The following is a 16382-nucleotide window of genomic DNA, read 5'->3' as shown; positions in this document are numbered from 1 at the left end:
ACCCGCGACCCCCACCATGGCAAGGTGATGTTCTACCACTGAACTACTTCCGCAAATTGGCTATTTTATTAAAGGTGCCATGCCGACTAGAGGATTCGAACCTCCGACCTCCTCATTACTAGTGAGATGCTCTGCCAACTGAGCTAAGTCGGCAAAATATTTATTGGATATTTTGCTATATTTGGTTAATGCAGGTGAAGGGACTCGAACCCCCACGTCATAAGACACTAGAACCTAAATCTAGCGCGTCTGCCAGTTCCGCCACACCTGCAACGTTGGCGAACTAACGCCAGGAACCTGAGTTCCAATGGAGGATACAGGGCTCGAACCTGTGACCCTCTGCTTGTAAGGCAGACGCTCTCCCAACTGAGCTAATCCTCCATATTTTCCGAAGCGAATCAGACGAACTCGCTCGAAACAACTATTATAATTTACCATGTTCAGCGAAGCTTGTCAACAACAATTTCGAATTATTTTGAATAAATATTCGTTAGCTGAATAACTACTCGCTTAGCAACAAATAATATTGTATCTTACTTTCTCGGAAAAAGCTACACTTTTTTGCATTTTCTTGCAAAATTTTTGATGACTTGTTTTTCCAAAAAGATTGCCGATTCAGGGTTCCGCCGGACTGCGCCGGTGTCACATGAATTAACCAACAGAAACTATTCTATACGAAGTCCCACCCCCTCGTCAATAAGAAATTGCAAAAATAACCAAAAAAATTATTCATCCCCTATTATTCACCCAAAATGCCGCACTTAGGACCAAACAAACAGGGCTCTCATCAGCTTTAACTGACAAGAGCCCTGCATTATATTTACCCATTTTGTTGATTAAACACCCATAATCTTCAATTACTTGGTAATCTTAGTGACGCCACCCATGTAAGGAACCAAGACTTCTGGCACCGTAACAGAGCCATCAGCATTTTGGTAGTTTTCCAAGATCGCTGCGACTGTCCGACCAACGGCCAAGCCAGAGCCATTCAAGGCGTGGACATATTGGAGCTTACCGTTTTCATCCCGGTATTGGATGTGTGCCCGCCGAGCTTGGAAGTCCGTGGTGTTGGAGCAGCTAGAGATTTCCCGGTACGTATTTTGTTCTGGGAACCAGACTTCCAGATCATGCGTCATTGCCGCCGTAAAGCTCATGTCACTCGTCGTCAACGTAATCACGTGGTAAGCGAGTCCCAGCTTCTGTAAGAGGCTCTCAGCGTGCTTCGTTAAGGCTTCCAGTTCGTCCCATGAGTTCTCTGGCTTACAGAATTTCACCATTTCGACCTTGTTAAATTGGTGCAACCGAATCAAGCCACGGGTATCGCGACCGGCACTACCGGCTTCTGAACGAAAGGCTGGGGTTAATGCCGTGAACCAGACTGGCAAGTCGGCTTCTGGGATCACTTCGTCACGGTAGTAGTTGACCAAAGGCACTTCGGCCGTTGGAATCAAGGTCATATCCTCATCCCGCAGTTGGTAAACATCCTGCTTAAACTTAGGGAATTGTCCCGTACCGTACATTGAATCGTCATTCACGATGTAAGGCGGCAGCACTTCCTTAAAGCCGGCCTTCGTGTTCTCATCGAGGAAGAAGTTGTAGACGGCCCGTTCCAACCGTGCACCTAAGCCCAAGTAGTAGAGGTAACGACTCCCTGAGACCTTAGCCCCTGCTTCGAAGTCCAAGATGCCCAGGTCTTCACCCAGTTCATAGTGGGCCTTAGGCGTGAAGTCCAAGTTAGGCTTTTCACCCCACTTACGGATTTCCACGCTACCATCTTCCGTCAAACCGACTGGCACATTGTCGTTAGGGATGTTAGGTAGATGCGCCGCCGCATCCTGAACCTGAGCCTTTAAGGTATCGAGATCAGCGTCAATCTTCTTGATGTCGGCACTCACTTGACGCATTTCGGTAATCTTATCGTTAGCGTCTTCCTTGTTACGTTTGAGTTGTGAAATTTCATCGGACACCGTGTTCCGTTGGGCCTTCATGGTTTCACTCTTCACGATGAGTTCACGCCGCTTGGCATCCAAAGCTAACAGGTCATCAATATCGGCTGGATCGACACCCCGGGTGGCTAACTTTTCCTTAATGAAATCGGGTTCTTGACGAATTAATTTTAAATCTAACATCTACTTACTCCCTTCGATTTTTCGGATGATACAAAAAAGGCCTCCGTCACATGGGACGAAGACCTTCGCGGTACCACCCAAGTTCATGACTGCAATCTTCAGTCATACCCTTGAACATGATAACGGTCTGCACCGTGCGGCATTACCCGCCCACTTTAGTTAGTGCTGGAATTTTCGACGTTGCGGTTTGCAGCTTGCCCCGCTTCTCTGGCCGTCTACTGAATAGGCACCTCGTGTTTTGATTACGCTTATCATACCGCATTTTGCGGCTCATGACAATTCCTTAATTTCATTCATTGATTCTGTTTCAGGCAACGCCTGGTCGCGCCCCGCCTGACCCGAAAGAAAAAAGCACCAACCACCGTCAGTGCTTCCTCCTATTCATAGCTTAAAGTGATGCAATTTTTTCGTCAATTAATTTTAAGACTTGCTTCCGGGCTGCTGGGTCTTCAACAAAGTCCAGCTTGTCACCGTCAATTTGCATCTTAGGTGACTTGTCGTAGTTGTTGTACCAGTTAACGTAGCGTTGATCGAGTTCCTTGTAGTATTCGAACAAGCTAGGATCATGGTCGATCTGTTCGAATGAACGGCCCCGCTTCTTGATCCGTTCCAACATCGTTTCAAACGAGATGTTGATGTGAATCAACAGGTCCGGGTTCTTTTTGTGAACGGCGTCTGGCAATTCTTGCATCATGTTCGCCAGTAAGGAGTCATAGATATCAACTTCCGTGCTCGTTGCCCGACCCAGGTCGGCGTTTAAGTGAAAGAGTAAGGAGTCTTCAAAGATTGAACGATCCAAGACACTTTCATCATCAGCGTTAGCAGCCTTGATACTGTCTAACCGCTTATTTAAAAAGTAGATTTGCAATAAGAAAGCATACTTTTGTGGGTTTTGGTAAAACAGTGGCAAGATCTTATTGTCGTCCACCGATTCATAAAAAGCTGGTTTCTGTAAGTGTTCGGCTAATAAGTTGGTTAAACTCGTCTTGCCGGCCCCAATTGTTCCTGATAGTACAAGCATGCTATCTCTCCTTTGATTTACGCACATTCCGGAAATCGTTTTCATCCGGTCTAAATTTCAACACTACATATTGTACCAACCCTATCCGTAAAAGACAATATGTCGTGGGAAATTCGTCTTCAGCGGTTCTAGGGTTCTGTCCCCTTAGTAGACACAAAACGGCGACTGGTCGGGATTCACTCGAACCAATCGTCGTTATAAATTATTTATTTATTTAAAATCGCCCACACAATTTTAAGTTAATCGTTTGATGCATCACTTGCTGCCTTTGGGGCTTCCTTTAACGTGCCATCCCGGTGAACGGGGGAAACGTCAACGTCCTTCAATGGAATCAACTTCGTGTGCTTCTTGATCTTGTAACCAATGTACAGAACTAAGACTAATGGCACACTCATGTAAGTGACCAGAACTTGTTCCCAGTTACCCGTGAAGAAGGATTGTGGATCTTGACCCACAATCACAGCAATACAGAGAACCAAGGCCAAGATAGGTCCTAATGGGAACCACTTTGCATGGTACTTCAGTTCAGAGAGCTTGTGTCCTTGTAAGGTAAATGCCCGACGGAACCGCAGATGTGATAAGGCAATCCCGAACCAAGCGATGAACCCGGTCAACCCACTAGCAGCAACCAACCACATGTAGATCTGTGGACCGGCAATACTACTGATGAAGGTCAGAGCGGCAATGATCGTCGTGGCGAATAAGGCAGGATAAGGAATCCCGTTCTTCCCCGTCCGTTCGAACAGCTTTGGTGCATAACCTTCCTTGGACAGAGAGAATAACATCCGCGTTGACGCATACATCCCAGAGTTGGCGGCGGAAATAACGGCCGTCAAGATAACCGCGTTCATCACACTGGCAGCAGCGGCTAAACCAGCCCGCTTGAAGACCAACGTGAATGGACTAATGGCAATGTCACTTGCGGAAGACCCTAACAAATCATGACTCGTGTATGGTAAGACGGCGGCGATAACAAAGATAGCTAGAATATAGAATAAAATGATCCGCCAGAAAACCGAATTGATTGCCTTAGGGACACTGTGTGAAGGATCTTCAGATTCACCGGCCGTGATACCGACTAATTCAGTACCTTGGAACGAGAACCCAGCAACCACGAACACACTCAGAATTGCAGGGAAGCCACCAACAAATGGTGCCTTCTTGTACGTGAAGTTTTCCAAACCAGTGGCATGACCACCCATGATCCCCACGATCGTCATCAGCCCAACGGCTAAGAAGATAAAGATGGTGACCACCTTGATCAAGGACATCCAGAATTCCGTTTCACCAAAGGCTTGAACGGAGAAGGCGTTGATCGTAAAGACCAGAATCAACGCAACCGCACTCCAGATCCAGCCGGGAACGCCAGGTAACCAGAACTTCATTACCAATGCCGCCGTCGAGATATCAACGGCAACCGTAATGGCCCAGTTGAACCAGTAATTCCAACCCATGGCAAATCCTAAAGCTGGGTCAACGTACTTAGCGGAGTATGCCGCGAATGAACCAGAGATGGGCATGTTCGTTGCCATTTCACCTAAACTGGTCATTAGGAAGTAGACCATGAGCCCCATGGCAATATACGCAACCAATGCACCACCAGGACCGGCAGTAGAGATAGCGGACCCACTGGCGACAAATAACCCTGTCCCAATACAGCCACCTAACGCGATCATTGAAACGTGACGCGTCTTGAGTCCCCGCTTAACCTGATCAGAGGCCTCGCTTGTTGTTGCGTTCGTCATACTTTGTTCCATAATGTTTCCTCCTTCTTTTTATAGAAGGACTTCCTCGAAACGACCCAGTGAACGAAAAAATCTCTTCCGCAGAAAAGCTTTGCGAAAGAGATTGGAAAGTTCATTATTCCAAGTCAATATCGTTGAAAGCGCCCCGCAACCGATATTTGGCTGCGACAGTCCCTGATCTGTTAAACCAGGACCCAACCCCCGCGCTAGGTAGTCACGCGTGAATTTCGGCAATCGCCCCTTTAACTCTCCATCATCGGTGATACCCACCTCGGGAAAGCGACTCATGTTGATTGCGCCTCTTCTATTCGATACATTGAAGTATACTCATGAATTCTGAAAATTGCAAGATTAAATTTAGATTAGTGTCAATTATTTTGGTGATAAGTCAGGTCAAGGCGTAATAGAGCCTGCCGTTGCAACGTTTGTCCACTACCCGTCACCGCCATCAATTGGTCACCGATTGTTTGGAAAGATAATTTTTCTAATAATCGGCAGGATCTTTCATTGCTGACCAGGCAATTCGCCCAGATGGTTTGTACGGGCGAGGTGGCTGCGCTGAGATCCGCCAAGCAAGCCGTCAACGCCTCAGCCATCAGCCCCTGCCCCCAAAAATCCGGCTCTAAGAAATAGCCCAATTCCAGGCCAGTGTCATCCGGCATCCCCGTATCGTCGAACCACTCATAGAAGACAATCGTCCCAATCAACCGATTCATCCGGTGGAGGACCACTGCGTAGGACAGTGGGGTCTGCCGATCGGCCTGATACCATCGCCGAACCTGGCGATCATCCGGTTGACTCATCAGTCCCGTGGGCCGTGAGATTAACGGATCGGTGACCAGCCGCTTGTAAGCAGGATAGTCGCTATCCGTCAACGGCCGTAAATCCAAGCGCGCTGTTTTTAAAATTGTCGCCATCCTGATCTCCCCTTCCGTTAGGTTTTCTGTCTAACTGCGTTACAATATAGATATGTGCTCAGCTCGCGTTGCGGGCGTTTCAAAGAACCTACCACCAAGCACCCTCAACGCGGTACTTCCATCTTAACATGAGTTATCTTAATCAAGGAGGATTCGTTATGAAAATTATTACCCAGTCATTGGCCAGCGACTCCGCAGCTTACTTGCAAGGCTACCTACGACAAGGTGATTCGGCAACTTACCCCGCCATGATCATTGTGCCAGGGGGATCTTACACCCACATCCCCGAACAACAAGCCGAGGATCTGGCACTGGCTTGGTCTGCCCGTGGCTATCAGGCATTTTTCCTACGCTATAGCTTTGTTGCAGAAAAAAAGCCGCTCCTCCCTGCACCCGTGGTCGAGCTTGCCCAGAGTGTCGCTGTGATTCGCCAAAACGCGGCGGCCTGGCAGATCGACGCTGACCAGATTAACGTCGCAGGGTTCTCGGTCGGCGGCCATATTGTGGCCTTATTTAACGATCTTTGGCACGATGCCCACATTAACCAACTGGCGGGTACCCGGCCCGAACAGGTTAAACCGCATGCCGTGATTCTTGGCTACCCCGTGATTTCCCCTAAACTGGGATTCCCCACGGACCAAGAAATGCTGGCGAGCTGGACCGATGATCCGAACAGCATCGCCGCTGACGAGCACGTCAACGACCGGAACGTGCCCACCTTCATCTGGGTCACCGCAGCCGATCCCCTAGTGCCCGTGCAAAACGCCATGAGTTATGCTCAGGCTTCCCTGGCACATCACGTGGACACGGACCTTCACGTCTTCCACCACGGCTCTCATGGGTTGGCCCTGGCCAACCACGTGACGGCTTGGAAACCCGGGACATCACTGCCCCACGTGGCGCATTGGCTGGATCTCGCCGAGGAGTGGCTCAACGAATTAGATTAACCGCCACCAACTAAACTAATACCACAAGAAAAGGCATGACCCTCACCGGTCATGCCTTTTTAAAACGATTAAACTTCTGATTTTTTGAGCAATGGCCAGCTCTGCATCATCGGTGCGAACCGGATGTAAAGCCCCTCAGCCGCCTGTAACCACAGGTAAGCCAGCAGTAAGGCCCCAATCGTATCCGTTGGGAAATGCGCGTTGAGGTAAACTCGGGAAACCATCACCAACAGCATCCACACAATCAACACGATTCTTAGGAGCCAAGCCTTCCAAGCACTGGCAATCATGGGCAAGAGAATCACCCAAATCATCGCGATAATCAGGAACGTCCCGAACACGTGACCACTGGGAAAACTAAATCCATCATCAATAGCCAGATGCGCTGAAGGCCGCGCCCGGGCAACCACTTTTTTGACCAAGGCCGCAATGACATCCCCACCCGCTAAAGTGGCGAGACACCACAACGCCGGAATCTTGAATTTAAAGCCCCATAAGAGAAAGGCCAGGATCAATACCCAAATAATAGCTAGTTTCGGTTCCGCTAGGCTGGTCACACCGCGATAGAGTAACGTCTTCCACCCCGGTTGGTTTTTCTGGATCACATCAATGATTGATGAATCTAGGAAATCAACGTAAGCGTTTTGGGCCTTAACAAAGTAAGCCACGATCAGGAACAGCAACGTGGTTAAGGTAAACTTCCACGGCCGATCCCGATCTCGATTAAATAACATCATGATAAAAATTCCTTTCGTCATACCCGATTCTGGGAAACCCCTAGCAATGAGTATACCACCCCACCGCTAGAATTCTAGGTTCCCCACTAGATTATCAGATTTCCTTAAGTTATCGTCGGTGTCGCCACACCCGTTGCTGAACCCGATTGACTAATTCCGACAGTAAGAAGCCAAATGCAATGGCCCCCGAGATCATGACAACTTGGATCAGGAAGACAAACGCCGTCGCATTCTGTCCCAACGCAAAGTACTTAATCATCTGATAGGCCTGTCCCCCGGGCACCAATGGCACTAGGGCGGGGATATTAAATAGAATCATGGGCATCTTCTTAATTCTAGCGGCCTGTAGAGAAGCCACCCCAATGAGAACGGCCCCTAACATGTTCCCGATGACGTAGCCACCGCCCCAGATCACGAGAAATTTGTACACAAAGTACCCCATAACCCCAATCCAACCGGCATAGTTCAACGCTCGCCGCGGAATATTCAGCAGAATACCAAAGCCAATGGTTGCGACATAGTTCCCCGCCACCTCAATAAAAAATTCAGTGATAGACATCTGGTACCCTCCCTAAAGAAATTGCAGGACCATTGCGATCCCAAAACCGATGGCCGCCGCACTTACCAGTGCCTCGACGCCCCGTGCCGGCCCGCTCACCAGGTTACCGGCCAGAATATCTCGCACGGAGTTGGTGATGGGGACACCGGGAACTAAGGGCATGACGCTCCCAATGATAATGTCATCGACGCTGTTGCCCAATCCCAGGTGTACCGACCAAATGGCCAGAACCCCTATCGTTGCCGCAGCGGCAAATTCGGACAAGAACCGAATCTGAATGAACTTGTTCAACAGGTAAAAGACGAGCCAGCCAATGGCGCCAACCACACAAGTGATCCAGAAGTCTGGTAGGTTATGCCGGAAGACCACTTCCAACGGACCACTGACCATCGCCGCGGATAGCAATTGCAGCCAGAAGGAAAAGTATTTCGTGGACTTGTCCAGGTGATCCAACTGATTGGCGAATTGTTGGAGCGTAATCTTATGAACCGCAAATTGCCGCGACAGGTCATTGACGACGGAAATCTTTTCCAAATCAAACGTCCGCCGCTTGACCGGTTCAATCTGCGCGCCCACCTCACCATTGATGGCCATTAAAATACCGGTAATCATCACGAAGAGCTGACTGGTCTTAGCCCCCGCATTGTGGGCAATCCGTTCCATGGTGTCCTCCACCCGCTCCACTTCCGACCCATTTTCAATCATGATTCGACCCGCGGTTAATGCTGTATGTAAAATCAATTGATCCCGTTTCTTCTGACTGCTCATCTCAGTCCCTCCCGCCGGTTTTTCATTTATTATACGACAGTCAGTGGGGTTCTGGCATCAGCAAGTTAGTCGATCGCATAAATACTTAATAATTCACCCAGATTCATCCCTTCGCACACCCATGCGAAAACGCCGATCAAAAGCCTCACGATAAAGTCTCACCCCTAAATTTTGCCGACCGACCGTAAAAAAATGAGACTGATTTGCCATTTATTTCGTTAGTATTAGTAGGACGCCAAAAAGCGGTAGTCAGATTGACTACCGCTTTCGCCTTTAAAACAGATTATGTTGTTTACTAAAGGTGGCAAGATGAAGTACCTGCCGCATTCCAATATCGGTAAACAGTCGTGCCATCAAATTCGTCTAATTTGCGCGCACTCCGGCTGCCAGGGATTCCACCTGCTGTGGGGACGCTTCAGACTGGAAGGCCACCAGTCTTCTCGCTCGATTTGGAGCCACGAAAACCACGTGTCTCCAAAGTCGCCCGTGCTGTAAACTGGCTGAAAAACGCCAGTTAACACCACTTTCACGGCCAGTTCCATCCCTGGCCTCCTCCGGCTCTGGTTGTGTTTTACCACGACAACAGTCGGAAAAGTCGGAACTTAGCATTTTTAGCCCAATCAATAACGACCGTTGAATCATTACCGCACCGCAGTTGACTGAGAACACCACGTAAGCCGTGAGGTCGGCAGATATGGGCTCAGGCGCGTCGTTCTACTTAGTCAGTGAGTGGACTTCTTACTGACTTAGTAGAAAACCAAGCTTGTAGACTCGTGATTTTCGAGGCTTCAAGTTGTGTTCGCACCGTTCCAGTCCCATATCTGTCGACCGGTAAGGCGAAGGAACTACCATGTTGCCCAGTCTTAGGCCAACTATATATTGCTGGAACAGACAGCGCCGATAGTTTGGGACTTCCAACCTTTGTTATTTGATAAAGATATAATGAGCCGCCTTATAGCTCACGATGAGCTTGGCATCGTCCGTCAGGTTCTGGACCGTCACGGGGCCTTCGAACGGATCATGCTTGATCACTCGTAGTTGATCTCCGATATCCAGTTTGAGATCTCCCAGGTACGTCAATAGATCACGGTTGTCAATAAACCGATCGACCGTTACCACTGAATCGTCCTTGGCATCATTCAGCACCGTATGGCTATCTTCATGATAGTGCCCGTAACGGTCGGGAATGACCCCACCATGGGGACAATGCGTGGGGTGTCCCAGCATGTCATCCAGCGAATTAATTAATTTAGGACTCGTCACGTGTTCCAACACTTCGGCTTCCTCATGGACGTCAGGTAAAGCATAACCCAACTTCTCCACCAAAAAGACCTCCCAGACCCGGTGTTTGCGCACCAAATCTTCCGCCAAACGAATCCCCTTATTGGTCAAGGAAATCCCGGCATAGGGTGTGTGTTCGGCCAAGCCCTCTGCTGTCATCTTGTTCACCATTTCGGTTACCGATCCGGCAGCAATATTTAAGCTGATCGCAATTTGTTTATTGGAAACCTTTTTTTGCTTACCACCCAGCTCAAAAATAATCTTTAAATAATCCTCCTTCATAGGAGTCATCACTGTTCACCTCATCTAAATTTTGTGTCAACGTTCGTTTTGCAATCGACTGTCCCTACTCGTGACGCCAATCATTTTGATCATAAAACAAGGACTCGTGTTCTCCCCGATGACACTCCGCCTGAATCGTGACATGGTTTACATTATACTTCCGACAGAGCAATGTTTCAATCTGCCGGTAAACGGGTTCAATCCGTGCCAGGGGCAAATTGTCCATATTCACGTGGACGGAAAAGACAATGTTGTTCTCATCAATCTGCCAAGCGTGCAAGTGATGGACACCCTCAACCTCTGGTAACTGTTCAATGTCGCGCGCGATGGCCTCGTAATTCAGCTTTGGTGAGGCCTCCATCAAAATGCCCAGTGCCTGCTTAATGATCGGCCAGGACTCCCAGGCAATGTAGCTCCCCACTAGAATCGTAATCACGGGGTCGACCCAGTTCACGTGCCACAGTGTAATCATCAAGGCCCCGATAATGACCCCGACCGATGCCAGAGCATCACTGAGCAAATGAAGATAGGTCGCCCGAATATTCAGGTTGTGCTTGGCCCCGTGGTTCAACAGGATGGTCGAGAGTAAATTCGCCACGAAACTGACCACTGCGACCAGCAACATGACGGTGCCCTGTACGGGTTCCGGATGGAAGAGTCGGCGTACCGCCTCAACCGCCAGAATGACGCAGATCACCACGAGTACCAGCGCATTCAGCAGCGCAGCCAAAATTTCTGCGCGCCGATACCCATAGGTATTGGTGCGCGTCTGCTGCCGACTGCCAATGCGATGGGCCGCGTAACTTAACACAATTGAGAGTGCATCCCCACAGTTGTGAAAAGCGTCCGACAGTAAGGACAGGCTTCCCGACAACAGGCCACCAATGAATTCAAAAATAGTAATCACAACGTTTAAGACGGTGACCAAGAAAAACCGGCCACCCGACAAACTACGCTTCTCCAACGTGAACCGCCCCCATGGTTTACTATCCCTATTATCGCAGAGTTTAGGGGGAATGAACAGTCAATTTTCGGGGAACCTGATTTTTAATCTGATGGGCCATCAGCCATGGTTGGTCAAACGCCGCTACCACAAGGCATAGCTCCGAAAAAATGGCAAAAAAAAGGATTGGTTTCCCTCTGGAAGCGGAACCAATCCTACTATTATATATAAGTCTTATTTAACCCACAACTTTGAATGCGATTTTCCCAACGACTACCCTATTTCGTCGTTACGGTGTGGACCATGTGCGCTGGTTGAACGTTCGCCGTTAACCGTTCGTAGGCAAAGTCCTTCGTGCCTGGCATATCCACGGCAGCTAAATCAATCGTCCCAGTCTCCGTGAACCCATTCTTCTTAATGACATGTTGCATTGCCATATTTTGAGGGTGCGTATCAATCCGGATGCTTTCGATATCAGCAGACTGATCAATCTGTTCGAACAGCCGACTGAACAATTCACCGGCCAGTCCACGACCATGATGGTGGCTAGATACTGCTACACGATGAATCGCCAAGTAAGGCGCCTGTTTGGTCAGCCACTGACCTTCAATCTGTTTGTACGTTGGGTCCTCTCCCGGAATAATTGCGGCAGTCCCCAAGATTTCGTTGTTCTCTTCCAACACGACCGTCCACCCTTGGTGAATGTCGTCAACTAAGACTGCAGTGTTGGGGTAGGCTCCCTGCCATTGATCAATTGCTTGGGCCGCCAATAATTCACGACCATCACGAATGATTGATTCAATTTGTGGTAAGTCCGCCATAGTAGCTTGTCGTAACAGCATGTATAACACCATCCTTCATGTTTTTGGTTTAAAGCGATTTTGTAATACTAACACGCTGACGACGAAATACAACCATCTTGACCAACTTTTTTCTTCTGTGTAAATTGGCACAAATGAAAATGCCGGTCTGATGGCTTTCATGGAAAATTTGACGTATCATTTTTCTTTCATTTTCTCACAGATTTCTCACCATTTGAAAATTGACGCCTCACCTGCCTGAAAGACACCTCACCCATCATGTGACGCTAACAAAACCGTCAATTGGTCCGCTCAGAAGTCAGGTCACCTTACCGAGTCAGTCACACCATCATCCCCCAAAGGCTGTGACAAGTCCCCTCTCCCCCTAAAAAAGGGCAAACAAAAAGCGGCCAGTCAAGAACTTTCTAAACTTGACCGACCGCAGCGGGAGCCGTCCCTAGGCGAGCGAAAAATCAAAAACAGTTTCAATTTTCCAAAAAACACGTCGTTTAGGTTTCACGATTGCTTACGTCAGCTTGTGCCAACGTAGTCCATGCGCGAGATAAACGCGCTATTACTCATGGTTATTCGCCTGGTTTCACAACACGTCAACAACATGATTGACCACCAATCCAGCCAGAAGATCGATTGGTATCGAAAGTTTTTTCTGCCTAGGACATGAAGAATCCCCCGTGCCTTCAGATTACCATTGTTATTGCCGATAAACAATGAAAGACGCCTAATTCCCCGCTGGAATCAGCTTAAACCGCCAGTCACCGTCAATTCTTTCCGCAATCAACTCCTGAGTGGGGTCCGGATCGAATTTGCCCATATTAACCTGAATATGCGTATCGTCAGCCAGACTGACGTGGTCAAACCGCGCGTCCACAAAGGATCTCAGCGTGTCAAACAACGCATCACGTTGCTGTGCCTGCTTGACCGCGGCCACCAACGTGAGGCCCTCATCTTGTAACGTCTTGATTTGTTGGACCTTCAATAACGTTTTATAACTAAATTTGCGATTTTTGCGATCTTCAACCGCCTGACTCTGAATATAGCCCTTGCGTTCCCAGTACCGCAGCTGACTCTGCGAGACACCAGTTGCCTCCGCCACGTCGCCGATACCGAGTATCAGATGCTCCACTGGAAATTTTTTTATTAATTCTGTTTCATCATGATTCATCCCAAATCACCTGCTTCCCATAAATCTAGTAATTTTTGAAAATGCCCGTTTAAATACAATGAAAGCGTTTGTGAAATTTGTTAAGAAATTTAAAAGTGTTGTTCACTTTTCTCCAACTAGTATATATAATCTAAAAAGGTTGTCAAGCTAGTTGACAAATTAGTTCATTCTGCGTATAGTGATTCCATAATTAATTTTAGAAAAAAGAGGGAATTACATTGGGAAACGCAACAGTTGATACAAACGGCAAGCCCTACAACCGGAACCTCCTGGTTGCACTCTTATTGATTGGGACTTTCTGTACCGTTTTAAACCAAACCATCTTAAGTACGGCCTTTCCAACTTTAATGAAGGCCTTTGACGTCTCGACCTCAACCGTTCAATGGTTGACCACGGGATTTCTGTTAGTCAATGGGATTATGATTCCCATTAGTGCTTGGCTGCTGAACACGATCAGCTCCAAGGTATTATACATCAGTGCCATGACCACGTTCTTAATCGGAACGATCACGTGTTGGGCCGCCGTTAACTTTCCAATGTTATTGGCGGGTCGGTTGATCCAAGCCGTGGGTGTCGGGGTCTCGATGCCATTACTCCAGACCATGATGCTGACTATCTTCCCCGCTAACAAGCGGGGGACAGCCATGGGACTCGCCGGGATCGTCATTGGTCTGGCGCCAGCGATTGGCCCGACCCTTTCTGGGTGGGTCATCGACAATTTAACTTGGCGTGACCTCTTTGGGATGATCATTCCTATCGTGGCCGTTGTCATCTTAGCCAGCTTCTGGTTGATGCGCAGCGTGCTGGAAACACACAAGGAGCCCTTGGATGTCTTATCCGCCATCCTTTCCACCATTGGATTTGGGAGTATGCTATACGGTTTCTCCTCTGTTGGTGACGACGGTTGGGGCAGCGTCAAGGTCTTATCAACCTTGATCATCGGGTTTATCTTCGTGGGTCTATTCATCTGGCGTCAACTCGTCATGGACGATCCATTCCTGAACTTCCGGGTTTACAAATCCAAACAATTTACCGTTTCTGCTATTTTAAGCTCCGTGGTCAACATGGCCATGGTTGGGGTTGAAATGGTCATTCCCCTCTACCTTCAAATGGTTAAAGGGATGTCCGCCTTTCATTCTGGGTTAACCCTGTTAGCTGGTGCCCTGATGATGGGGATTATGAGTCCCATCACGGGTCGGGCCTTTGACCGTTTCGGGGCCAAGCACCTGGCCATCATGGGGATGTTTCTCTTGACGATTGGGACCTTACCCTTCGTCTGGATCACTAAGGACACCTCTACCTTATACATCGTGATTCTCTACGCCATTCGGATGTTCGGGATTGCCATGGTTATGATGCCCGCAACGACTGCCGGGATGAACGCCTTACCAATGAACATGATTTCTCACGGGACTGCCGTCAACAATACGCAACGGCAAGTCGCCAGCTCCGTTGGGACAGCCATCATGGTGAGTGTCTTAACCAACGTGACGAAGAACAGCATGCCTGCTAAGCACGTCCTGACCACGAACCCGTTGAGCTATGCTTCACGGGCCATCGATGCGACGCTTAATGGTTATCACGCTGCTTTCTGGATTGCGATTGGCTTCAGCCTGGTTGCCCTGTTTGTGGCCTTCCAGCTAAAGGGCTCCCACTCAGTTCACATGGCGGATGAAGATTCTATCAAAGGAGGTGCCGCAAAGTGATTGTCATTACATTAGTTATCTGTGCGGTTCTCGCTTTCGTTTTCTACGTGTACCTGTCCAACCGGGTACTCGCGAATAGCCTGACTATTCTAGCCATCATCGGCCTCTTGACCAGTATCTTCTTCATGGTCAAGAACGACCATGACCATTACGGTTTGCACAACGTCACCACCACCTCGACCCAGAAGATCTACTCGGCTTCTCCCTCTAAGCAGATGCCGATGATGCTCTACCAGTCGATTGGGACGGCAAATAAGCACCAGGTTTACGTGTACAAGACCAGTGCCACGGCCAAGAAGACCAGTCATACCAAGGCTAAAGTGACCACAACCAACGTGGTGAAACGCACGACCGGTGCCAATCGCATCGTGACCAAGAAGGTCTACCGTGAATACAAGAACAATAAGTATAGCTTCTGGTTTGGCCTTTCCGGCAACGGTCACCAATACGTTAAGGAAACCAATACCATCTATATCAACAAGAACTGGACCGTCTTGAGTGCCAGCCAAGCGAAGAAACTGCAAAAGATGGCCAGCTCCAAGGCCTTCAAGGCCAAGCAAAAGACGGCTGCCACGGCTTACGTTAAACAGCTGGTCATGGCCGCTATGACCAAGAATCCAACGATGTCCTCAGCAGAACAGAAGAAGCTCACACAAGAAGCTGCGGCCGCTTACCAGGCCAAAGCTATGCAACAACTCATCAAGCAAGTTAAAGCTGAATAAATATCAAGCTTGAAGACGATCACGACCAATGGTGATCGTCTTTTTTTGCGCAAAAAAATAACGCCTGCAGCTCAACCGCACGGCGTTATCTGGAACCATATTTACACTTTCGTTACTAAACTTGCATGAGTCGAGATTGACCCTTCCGGCATCGTGGTAACAATCCGGATAAGTCATCTAAAGACGTCCCGTTATCCTGAAAACACTGAATCATGTCGATCCAGTAGAGATCCGAATCATCGAATTCCGTCGCAGAATGGTCAACTCCTAGTAAGCCATGCTTAACGTATTCGTCAATCCGACCGGCATCAACATTAGCCGCCTTTGCCAGTTCAGTTAAGTTCATCTTCATCATCTTTACCCCGCTTTCTTCTTTGTTAATGAGAGTATCATACAACCGCCATCCACAAAAAGCAACCCCTTTGGCTGAAGTATTTTTCACAGAAATTTTACATTTAGATTGCAAAATGGACTAGTCCAAATTTAAGGCCATTAATCCCCGCCACACCGGGGTTCAGTTGAAATTGATTGGGGCTTTTTTGAGTTAATTTTTAGGTACTGACAACTTTTAGGCCAGCCATTATGCCGTCCGGTGATAACCATTCTGAGCGTTTAAACCCATCTGTTTTCGGCAACCAACTA

15 protein-coding genes, 3 tRNA genes and 1 riboswitch are annotated in these 16382 nt (G+C 48.4%); of the genes, 3 read left to right on the top strand and 15 right to left on the bottom strand.

Annotated elements, in window-relative coordinates; genetic code table 11:
* Positions 1 to 80: 80 nt before the first annotated feature.
* The 7 genes from FD28_RS08265 to FD28_RS08230 all read right to left on the bottom strand — a co-directional run bounded on the left by FD28_RS08265 (position 81) and on the right by FD28_RS08230 (position 5812).
* Positions 81 to 153: transfer RNA gene (locus FD28_RS08265), tRNA-Thr, on the bottom strand.
* Positions 154 to 189: 36 nt separating this feature from the next.
* Positions 190 to 271: transfer RNA gene (locus FD28_RS08260), tRNA-Leu, on the bottom strand.
* A 37-nt stretch (positions 272 to 308) separates the two neighbouring features.
* Positions 309 to 381: transfer RNA gene (locus tag FD28_RS08255), tRNA-Val, on the bottom strand.
* A gap of 476 nt (positions 382 to 857) precedes the next feature.
* Positions 858 to 2129, bottom strand: a complete 1272-nt coding sequence (gene serS, locus FD28_RS08250) for a serine--tRNA ligase (RefSeq protein WP_057734471.1) — start codon at positions 2127 to 2129, stop codon at positions 858 to 860.
* A 388-nt stretch (positions 2130 to 2517) separates the two neighbouring features.
* Positions 2518 to 3150: a deoxynucleoside kinase gene (locus tag FD28_RS08245; protein ID WP_057734469.1), complete on the bottom strand. Its 633-nt coding sequence runs from the start codon at positions 3148 to 3150 to the stop codon at positions 2518 to 2520.
* Positions 3151 to 3389: 239 nt separating this feature from the next.
* Entirely contained in the window at positions 3390 to 4907 is a 1518-nt protein-coding gene (locus tag FD28_RS08240) for an amino acid permease (RefSeq protein WP_191982164.1), read from the bottom strand.
* Between the two features lie 118 nt (positions 4908 to 5025).
* A riboswitch (Lysine riboswitch) is annotated at positions 5026 to 5207 on the bottom strand.
* 56 nt (positions 5208 to 5263) lie between these two features.
* A complete protein-coding gene (locus tag FD28_RS08230; RefSeq protein WP_057734465.1) occupies positions 5264 to 5812 on the bottom strand; it encodes a GNAT family N-acetyltransferase in 549 nt (182 codons plus the stop codon).
* 158 nt (positions 5813 to 5970) lie between these two features.
* On the opposite strand from FD28_RS08230, the gene FD28_RS08225 reads away from it, so the two are divergent.
* On the top strand, positions 5971 to 6759 hold the full coding sequence (locus FD28_RS08225; protein WP_057734462.1) for a lp_1002 family arylesterase: 789 nt from the start codon (positions 5971 to 5973) through the stop codon (positions 6757 to 6759).
* 68 nt (positions 6760 to 6827) lie between these two features.
* Here the strand turns inward: FD28_RS08225 and FD28_RS08220 are convergent, their stop codons facing one another.
* The 7 genes from FD28_RS08220 to FD28_RS08185 form a co-directional block, all read right to left on the bottom strand.
* Positions 6828 to 7517, bottom strand: coding sequence for a phosphatase PAP2 family protein (locus FD28_RS08220; RefSeq protein ID WP_235806876.1), 690 nt, complete (start codon positions 7515 to 7517; stop codon positions 6828 to 6830).
* 88 nt (positions 7518 to 7605) lie between these two features.
* Positions 7606 to 8055: a threonine/serine exporter family protein gene (locus FD28_RS08215; protein WP_057734459.1), complete on the bottom strand. Its 450-nt coding sequence runs from the start codon at positions 8053 to 8055 to the stop codon at positions 7606 to 7608.
* A gap of 12 nt (positions 8056 to 8067) precedes the next feature.
* Positions 8068 to 8823 (bottom strand): threonine/serine exporter family protein, encoded by a 756-nt coding sequence (locus FD28_RS08210; RefSeq protein ID WP_057734457.1) that lies wholly within the window; start codon positions 8821 to 8823, stop codon positions 8068 to 8070.
* A 924-nt stretch (positions 8824 to 9747) separates the two neighbouring features.
* Positions 9748 to 10395 carry a metal-dependent transcriptional regulator gene (locus FD28_RS08200; protein ID WP_057734453.1) on the bottom strand — a complete coding sequence of 216 codons (648 nt, stop codon included), beginning with the start codon at positions 10393 to 10395 and terminating at the stop codon, positions 9748 to 9750.
* A 55-nt stretch (positions 10396 to 10450) separates the two neighbouring features.
* Positions 10451 to 11350, bottom strand: coding sequence for a cation diffusion facilitator family transporter (locus FD28_RS08195; protein WP_057734451.1), 900 nt, complete (start codon positions 11348 to 11350; stop codon positions 10451 to 10453).
* A gap of 257 nt (positions 11351 to 11607) precedes the next feature.
* The gene (locus tag FD28_RS08190) at positions 11608 to 12171 is read right to left on the bottom strand and encodes a GNAT family N-acetyltransferase (RefSeq protein WP_057734449.1); all 564 of its coding nucleotides are present in this window, start codon (positions 12169 to 12171) and stop codon (positions 11608 to 11610) included.
* 697 nt (positions 12172 to 12868) lie between these two features.
* On the bottom strand, positions 12869 to 13312 hold the full coding sequence (locus FD28_RS08185; protein ID WP_057734447.1) for a MerR family transcriptional regulator: 444 nt from the start codon (positions 13310 to 13312) through the stop codon (positions 12869 to 12871).
* Positions 13313 to 13530: 218 nt separating this feature from the next.
* On the opposite strand from FD28_RS08185, the gene FD28_RS08180 reads away from it, so the two are divergent.
* Both FD28_RS08180 and FD28_RS08175 read left to right on the top strand, forming a co-directional pair.
* Positions 13531 to 15018 carry an MDR family MFS transporter gene (locus tag FD28_RS08180; protein ID WP_057734444.1) on the top strand — a complete coding sequence of 496 codons (1488 nt, stop codon included), beginning with the start codon at positions 13531 to 13533 and terminating at the stop codon, positions 15016 to 15018.
* On the top strand, positions 15015 to 15740 hold the full coding sequence (locus FD28_RS08175; RefSeq protein WP_057734442.1) for a DUF4811 domain-containing protein: 726 nt from the start codon (positions 15015 to 15017) through the stop codon (positions 15738 to 15740). Before FD28_RS08180 ends, FD28_RS08175 begins: the two co-directional genes overlap by 4 nt.
* Positions 15741 to 15855: 115 nt before the next feature.
* Here the strand turns inward: FD28_RS08175 and FD28_RS08170 are convergent, their stop codons facing one another.
* Complete coding sequence (locus tag FD28_RS08170; RefSeq protein ID WP_235806875.1) at positions 15856 to 16182, bottom strand: MerR family transcriptional regulator; 327 nt, start codon at positions 16180 to 16182, stop codon at positions 15856 to 15858.
* Positions 16183 to 16382 lie beyond the last annotated feature (200 nt).

Origin of the sequence: Levilactobacillus hammesii DSM 16381 (assembly GCF_001434395.1) — a bacterium.
GTDB lineage: Bacteria > Bacillota > Bacilli > Lactobacillales > Lactobacillaceae > Levilactobacillus > Levilactobacillus hammesii.
The sequence above is the reverse complement of the archived record's forward strand: the minus strand, read 5'-3'. Positions and strand labels throughout refer to the sequence as shown.

Bases quoted from the DNA above. Each gene is read 5' to 3' on its own strand.
- serS (WP_057734471.1), bottom strand. From the start codon at position 2,129: ATGTTAGATTTAAAATTAATTCGTCAAGAACCCGATTTCATTAAGGAA.
- FD28_RS08245 (WP_057734469.1), bottom strand. From the start codon at position 3,150: ATGCTTGTACTATCAGGAACAATTGGGGCCGGCAAGACGAGTTTAACC.
- FD28_RS08240 (WP_191982164.1), bottom strand. From the start codon at position 4,907: ATGGAACAAAGTATGACGAACGCAACAACAAGCGAGGCCTCTGATCAG.
- FD28_RS08230 (WP_057734465.1), bottom strand. From the start codon at position 5,812: ATGGCGACAATTTTAAAAACAGCGCGCTTGGATTTACGGCCGTTGACG.
- FD28_RS08225 (WP_057734462.1), top strand. From the start codon at position 5,971: ATGAAAATTATTACCCAGTCATTGGCCAGCGACTCCGCAGCTTACTTG.
- FD28_RS08220 (WP_235806876.1), bottom strand. From the start codon at position 7,517: ATGACGAAAGGAATTTTTATCATGATGTTATTTAATCGAGATCGGGAT.
- FD28_RS08215 (WP_057734459.1), bottom strand. From the start codon at position 8,055: ATGTCTATCACTGAATTTTTTATTGAGGTGGCGGGGAACTATGTCGCA.
- FD28_RS08210 (WP_057734457.1), bottom strand. From the start codon at position 8,823: ATGAGCAGTCAGAAGAAACGGGATCAATTGATTTTACATACAGCATTA.
- FD28_RS08200 (WP_057734453.1), bottom strand. From the start codon at position 10,395: ATGACTCCTATGAAGGAGGATTATTTAAAGATTATTTTTGAGCTGGGT.
- FD28_RS08190 (WP_057734449.1), bottom strand. From the start codon at position 12,171: ATGCTGTTACGACAAGCTACTATGGCGGACTTACCACAAATTGAATCA.
- FD28_RS08185 (WP_057734447.1), bottom strand. From the start codon at position 13,312: ATGAATCATGATGAAACAGAATTAATAAAAAAATTTCCAGTGGAGCAT.